Origin of the sequence: Bradyrhizobium australiense, from assembly GCF_013114825.1 — a bacterium.
In the GTDB taxonomy this organism is placed as follows: domain Bacteria; phylum Pseudomonadota; class Alphaproteobacteria; order Rhizobiales; family Xanthobacteraceae; genus Bradyrhizobium; species Bradyrhizobium australiense.
In genome coordinates this window covers 185966-192300 of record NZ_JAAVLX010000012.1, presented here as the reverse complement: position 1 = coordinate 192300, position 6335 = coordinate 185966, and the positions used below count along the sequence as shown (strand labels likewise).

The window sequence follows — 6335 nt, the reverse complement described above, 5'->3', positions numbered from 1 at the left end:
ATGGGGCGACCCGCGAGGAGATCGAAGCGCGGCGCAAGGCCTTCATCCGCAAATGGCGGCTCAAGCATCGCGCCGTCGCCGACAGCCTGCAGAAGCCGGCGACCGTCTCTTCACGTTCACGCGGTTGCCGCCGAGCCAGTGGAAGAGCGCGCGCACCGCCAACGCCATCGAGCGGCTGCACAAGGAGTTTAAGCGGCGGATCAAGACGCAGGCTGTGCTGCCATCGGCCGACACGGCAACGATGCTTGTTCTGGGCTCTGCTCGCCTCCGGTCAGATCAACATGCGCAAAGTCGACGGCTGGCAGACGCTCGCCTCAAAGCCCATTGATCAGCCAATTGACCTCGCCGCGTAATCAGATAGCGTCAAGTTGCTGGAGATCGTGCAGCACGAATCTCAACCACATTCCGGACGGCACCGTGTACGTGAAGAGGAAACTGCTCGCTTTGAGTGATCTGCCTACAAAGCTCTCCACTTGCGTCGAAGATCAGCATGGCCTCACGGCCCATTTTCTGTTCGAAAGCTCCACAATCTCCTTAGTCAGCGCGGCCGACTTCGCGGCAATCCGCTGATGTTCGCCGCTTCTGCGCTGCCAAGCACAAATGGGCTCCTTGCGGGTACGTTGACCTGCCAAACGTTCATCACAGCCAGCACATGGCATATTTCTGTCTCATGGATCAATTACTACCGCTGGTAGTTGACCGCGGGGCAAATTGTTGCACCTCGGTATAGATCTGCAACAGTCGGGGCAACTGCTGAGAATTGCACGATGTTCGTTTGCCTGTTGTGCAAACTAAAAAGCGCATGCGGAAGCTCTCGTTCAATCTGCGGCACTGGATTAAAGTCTCGGAGCAGCGCAGACTGTGAGCGCTCACAAGCTCATCGGCCTAGCGATACCTGCTAGATCAGGACTACGAGAAAATCAGAGTGCGGCCAGTTCGATAGGCTCATATGTAGAAAACTGTGCCCAGCAATCGGAGATTGGTGGCCGCGCTCTGCTCACCAGCGGGGAGCCGGTTCCGGTTGCGCGGCGTCGGCACGGCAAAAATGAAATGCTTATCGCCCGATGCCGCAATGATTACTGTCATATCCGTCGGGGGAGTGTCGGGACCCGTAAATCGATTTTAGGTTCGGGGATAGCTGCTTCCGTCTGGAAGTAAACGCATCGCATGTCTGGAGCTGGCCGAGCTGTCTCTACCGCAACATTGAGTCTCCGAAGTACGTGAGCGTTTTTCGGAAGCGGACTGGCCCGAAATCTGCTTCGCCCTCGCGGCGAACGGAGGAGGATCCTATGCCACTCGAGTACCCGCTTCCCATTACGTTCAACCACGCAAGAGGTGTATTTTCGTTTTGCGACAACTTTCATTGTAGACACCGCTGTCTTCCCGAAGGGTATCGAGATCAATACAGGAGCTTGTTGGAGCCGTCACAATTGTCCTTCGAGGACCTACCGAATGTCATCGGCGTCGGAAGCCCACCGAAAAATCTGATTGCCTCTCGCAATCGATTCCGGATATCGAACGACGAAAATGGTGGCGTAGCTCGTTGGTCATACCCATTTAAGACCCACCGTGAAGTGCACGATCGGGAAGCATAGCATAAAATGACCGCAACCCCACGACTGGGTATCAGTCGCCGTAACCTGCTGTCGATCGGCGGCGGCGCGATACTTGCCCCCTATGGCGCTTCTTTGGCCCCCACGTCCGCTTCGACCGACGAACAAAACTACGCGACCGTTGTGGAGGGAACCAACATCGCTGCTGCCGTTTCGCCCGACGGGCGAACGGTGGCATTCGATCTCGCCGGCAGCCTGTGGCTTGTCGATATCGGCGGCGGAGCTGCGCGACGACTGACCGACGAGTTCGGCGACATTGCGCAACCGCACTGGTGTCCGGACGGGACGGAGATCGTTTTCCAATGTTATCGTGATGGAAATTTCCATCTTTGGACAATTTCCGCCGATGGCACCAAGTTGAAACAACTCACGCGCGGTCCTTACGATTGTCGCGAAGCAAGCTACTCTCCGGATGGGCGGCGCATCGCGTTCTCGTCCGACCGCGGCACAGGCTACGGCATCTACGCTCTTGACAGAAATACCGGCGCCGTGGAATCGCTGGTAGATACCGCGGCCGAGGAAACCGAGCCGGCCTGGTCGCCGGACGGACGAAAGATCGCGTTCGTCACGAACAGATCATCGCTCGATGTGGTGGACGAGCAGGGTAACCGGACCACCGTTGCATCCGTCTACAACTCCAGAAACATTTTCAATCCTAAGGAGATTCACAGCCCGTCCTGGTCTCCCGACGGCGATCTCACTTACATGATCGTCGATAACGGTACAGTGCAGTTGCATCGGCCTCGGAGTATTATCGTTCAAGGCGAAGACGTTTTTCCGTTTCGCGCATCATGGTTGCCGACCGGCGAGTTCGTATACACGTCGGGCGGCAAGATCCGGCGGCGCCGCCTGGAAACGGCGGAGTCTTCCGTTATTGAATTCTCCGCGCAGCTCGCAATCGTCAAACCGCGATACAAGAAAGTGCGCCGAGATTTCGATTCGGTCGCATTACGTCCGGTCCTCGGTATCGGCAGCCCGGCATTGTCGCCCGATGGCCGCAATATCGCTTTCCGCGCTCTCAACGATATCTGGACGATGACGATCGGAGACCGGCCGCGCCGGGTTTGCCGCGACGGATTTCATAAATCCGACCCGGCATGGTCGCCTGACGGTCGTTGGCTGTCTTACTCGAGTGACCGTGGCGGCAAGCTAGACATCTGGTTGCGCGACCTGCACACCGGCGAGGATCGCCAACTCACGCACTTGGCCGATGCTGCGGTGTCGGGTTCATGGTCGCGGGACGGCAGATTGATCGCTTTTCTGGACCAGGCCGGCAGTCTTTATACCATCCAGATCGAGAGCGGCGCCGTCCAGAAAGTCTATGGTCCTTTATGGGAACCGGGCAGGCCGAGTTGGGGGCCTGATGGGAGGACGATTGCCCTGGCAGCATTCAAGCCGTACTCGGCCAGCTACCGCGAGGGGCTGAGCGAAATCCTCACTGTCGATCGGATGACCGGCGAGGTCGAATATCAATCTCCGCTTCCACATCGATCGCTCAGCACGCGCGGCGACGACGGCCCTGTGTGGTCACCTGATGGGACTAAGATCGCTTTCGTGCTGGCCAGTGTGCTGTGGGTCGCTCCAGTCGATGCCCGCTGTAGGCTGACCGGCGCGCCACGTGTGATCAATGCGGAGGTCACTGACGCGCCGAGCTGGAGCGGTGACTCCAAGACGCTGCTTTATCTATGTAATGGACGTTTGCGTTTACTTGCGGCCGAGGGTGGACAGCCGCACAGCGTGCCGCTTTCGTTGGAGTGGGCGATGGCCAAACCAGCGGGGCGGACTGTGCTCCGCGTCGGGCGCTTATGGGATGGCCGCACTCCGGAACTTCGTGAGAATGTCGATATCGTCATCCATTCGAACAGAATCGTCGGCATTGTGTCCCAGGACGGCAATGCTTATGGCGACGCCAGAATCGTTGATGCTCGTCGGTCGACAGCCATGCCCGGCTTGATGGACATGCACACCCATCGGCAGATGCAGGGATATTCATACGGCGACCGGCAAGGGCGGCTGTGGCTTTCGCTTGGTATCACGACGACCCGCTCCGTCGGCGCGCCCGCGTATCACATGGTCGAGGACAGGGAATCCATCGAGTCCGGGGTACGCGTGGGGCCACGCCATTTTGCAACCGGGGAAGCCATCGACGGTTCCAGGATTTTCTATAATTTCATGCGTCCGGTCACCGGGCAGGGGCAATTGGCGCTCGAACTGCAACGCGCGGAAGCCTTGTCGTACGACCTTGTCAAGACCTATGTCCGGCTGGCGCCCGAGCTGCAACGCGATGTCATTGCCTGGGCGCATGCCCGCGGCCTTCACGTTACGTCGCACTACCAGTATCCGGCCGCAGCTTTCGGTGTGGACGCGGTGGAGCATCTCGGTGCCACCAGCCGGTTCGGTTATTCGCGGACCATGAGCCGATTGGGCGCCGCCTATCAGGATGTAATCGGTGTATTCGTCCATAGCGGCATCACGCGTACGCCGACCATCTTCACCGCCAACGCATTGCTGGGCGAGGATCGTTCGTGGATGGACGACATCCGGATAAAAACGTTCTATCCTGCCTGGGAGTATGCACGCCTTGAAGAACGCGCTAGCCTGATGGCCGGGCCGGATCGTCCTGTCGCGCTGGCTGCGCTCGAACGCAATGTTGCGCAAATCAAAGAGTTGTTGCGCAATGGGGGCCGCATCATTACCGGCACCGACGCACCGATCGATTTCCTGGCCATCAGCTTGCATCTCAATCTTCGGGCCATGGTCCGCTACGGTGTGACTCCATATGAAGCGCTGTTGACGGCAACCCGGTATCCCGGCGAATTTCTCGGCGAACCGTTGGGAACCATCGCCGAGGGGGCGCTTGCCGACGTCGCCGTCGTCGACGGAAATCCTCTGCTGCGTATCGAGGATGCCGCAAATGTCAAGCATGTGGTCAAGAACGGCGAGGTCTTGAGCGTCGAGGATCTGCTGGCTCCGTTCGTTGCAGTGCAGGTTCGCCAGCACGGAAGGAATGAGACGTTACCGCCGGTTCGGACCGCGCTGAACGACGCGCGTTTCTGGTGGCACGGCCAAGAATTCGTTGAAAACAGCAGGGTCTGCTGCTGCTGTACGGCGACGCCGCGGCTGCGCTGCACGGGTTAGGGGCTGAAATTTCGCCGGCGGAATTGATGACTAGATGCGGCAGTCGGGTTTGCGGCGACTGAAATCATAATCTAATCCTGCCGTAGCTCACGGCCTCGCGCTGCTTGCAGCGAGGATCCACGCGACTGCAACGATTGCTAGCGTATCCGCAGCATTCGTCACGATCACAGTTCCGGCAGCGACCGCACCGGAAGAGGTTGGTCTCTCAACGGCGCGGCTCGCGGCGGCCCACGTCGATCAGGTTGCGCTTCCGCCAGGGCTTATTACTACTGGAACGGTCCCCCCTGAGCATACTGGAGATCAGCAAAGGAGGGCGGGTTCATGGATCGGAGACAACCACGCGAATGCGCAGTTGGAAATTGATATGGAAAGAACCTTTTCCACGTTATCGAATCGTCGGCTTTATGGCTCTGGTGACATTGTTCAGCGTGTCAGGCTTCGGCGAGAGACGCTGCTGCAGTTCTTTGAAAAGAAGCGTCCCGAACAGTGGTGGGATGGAAGCCTGACAGCGCGGACCATACATTCGGCGGATCACGTTCTGCGGCGCCCATTGTCGAGCGACAGCCCCTCCACCAGCTTCTTTCGCTTGCTGTTCTCCTCCTCGAGCTACTTCAACCGTAGCATTTCCGTCGGCAGCAATCCGTCATACTTCTTCTTCCAGCTGATTAGGTCGCCTGACTGATCCGACCTTGCGGCAGATCTCCGCAACTGAAATCCCGCCTTCCGCCTGCTGTAAGGCGAAGGCGATCTGCTGATCCGTGAATTTCGACTTTTTCGTCCCCTACAGCCCCTCCCACGGCGATCATAACCGGAAAGCATTCACTCAGACTGGCTCAAGATTCCGGAGGAGACCAGGTCACCAGCCCCGGCGAAGTTGGCCCGCCGCTCGGGGTAAAGATGCTCGAAGTCCAAGTCCGCATACTGATGCCGAGGTCGCCGATGCTCCTGAACGGCTTGCCCGAAGTTTGATACTACGCGAAAGTGGCACCCTGGATTCTGTCGAAGTATCCGGAGAAGGCGTGTATGAGCCGAATGACAGTACGTAACAAGTGATGCCATCCACAATCCGCTCCCGGATAACTGGTCGACCACTTCCCCAAGTACGCCGGCTAGCCCGGCGGCCTGACCCATAAAGGGCCCACAAGTAGGGCGATGAGAACGTCGTTTCGGTATCGTGGTCTTGCGCCTTCACCTTCGCGCCGCTTGCACGTCGCTCGCCATGACTGCATCAGAGTAGCTGTTTCCGAAATGCGTGCGCAGGTAGTTCACGACAGCGGCGATCTGATCGTCGCTCATCATTTCGCCGAAGGAGGGCATGGCGCGGCGGCCGTTGAGGACGACATCGATCGCATAAAAGCTCGCTTCGAGATTGCGGTTGGCGACTAGCGACGGGTAGCTGGCTGCACCGCTCGCCCCCATCGCATCGACCATGTGGCAACCGCGGCACACATTGATATACAGCTGCTCGCCACTCGTCTCGACAAAGCGATAGCGGGAGGAAAAGTGGCGGCTCTTCAGCGCCGGCGGATCGTTCTGCCCGAGCACGGGAGAGGACGACTGCAACAACAGCGCGGCCATGGCCGC

The 6335-nt window shown here is 58.8% G+C and carries 2 protein-coding genes and 2 pseudogenes; 2 read left to right on the top strand and 2 right to left on the bottom strand.

The window, feature by feature from the left end; all coding sequences use genetic code 11:
• Both HCN58_RS31065 and HCN58_RS31060 read left to right on the top strand, forming a co-directional pair.
• A pseudogene (locus tag HCN58_RS31065) lies at positions 1-353 on the top strand (transposase); the annotation flags it as partial.
• Positions 354-1601: 1248 nt separating this feature from the next.
• Positions 1602-4751 (top strand): amidohydrolase family protein, encoded by a 3150-nt coding sequence (locus tag HCN58_RS31060; RefSeq protein WP_171583137.1) that lies wholly within the window; start codon positions 1602-1604, stop codon positions 4749-4751.
• Positions 4752-5360: 609 nt separating this feature from the next.
• On the opposite strand, the pseudogene HCN58_RS31050 reads toward HCN58_RS31060, so the two are convergent.
• Positions 5361-5499, bottom strand: a pseudogene (locus HCN58_RS31050) (transposase); the annotation flags it as partial.
• A gap of 440 nt (positions 5500-5939) precedes the next feature.
• The gene (locus HCN58_RS31045; RefSeq protein ID WP_171583135.1) at positions 5940-6329 is read right to left on the bottom strand and encodes a c-type cytochrome; all 390 of its coding nucleotides are present in this window, start codon (positions 6327-6329) and stop codon (positions 5940-5942) included.
• Positions 6330-6335 lie beyond the last annotated feature (6 nt).

Excerpts from the sequence above, each read along its gene's own strand:
- HCN58_RS31060 (WP_171583137.1), top strand. The coding sequence starts at position 1,602 with ATGACCGCAACCCCACGACTGGGTATCAGTCGCCGTAACCTGCTGTCG.
- HCN58_RS31045 (WP_171583135.1), bottom strand. The coding sequence starts at position 6,329 with ATGGCCGCGCTGTTGTTGCAGTCGTCCTCTCCCGTGCTCGGGCAGAAC.